General features: G+C 64.8%; 1 protein-coding gene. It reads left to right on the top strand.

The features are described 5' to 3' along the window. The coding region (locus E0702_RS16800) for a TRAP transporter small permease subunit (protein ID WP_132045697.1) at positions 1-290 on the top strand (290 nt) is incomplete at both ends.

Below are 290 nucleotides of genomic sequence, written 5' to 3'. Positions count from 1 at the left end.
GGCACGTGCATATCGAGCTTGTCACCGCCGCCTTGCCCGAGGGGCTGCGGCAGGTGGTGAGCCGGTTCGTGGCGCTCTTGTGCGTTCTGGTGTGCGTGGTGCTGGCCTGGAAGGGCGTGGAGCTGTGCCTGCGCAACCTGGAGCGCAATGATTTCGACGTGCGGGCCTATTTCTACCCGCGCTGGTTGCTGACGATTTCCTTCCCCATTGCCTTCGGCTTCATGGCGGTGGAGTTCGCGCGGGTCGTGTTCGGGCGCGAGATCCTGCATTCGGGCGAGGCGGGGATACAC

It is taken from the genome of Halomonas marinisediminis, assembly GCF_004347715.1.
Classification (GTDB): Bacteria; Pseudomonadota; Gammaproteobacteria; order Pseudomonadales; family Halomonadaceae; genus Halomonas; species Halomonas icarae.
This window is presented reverse-complemented; position numbering and strand designations above follow the sequence as displayed.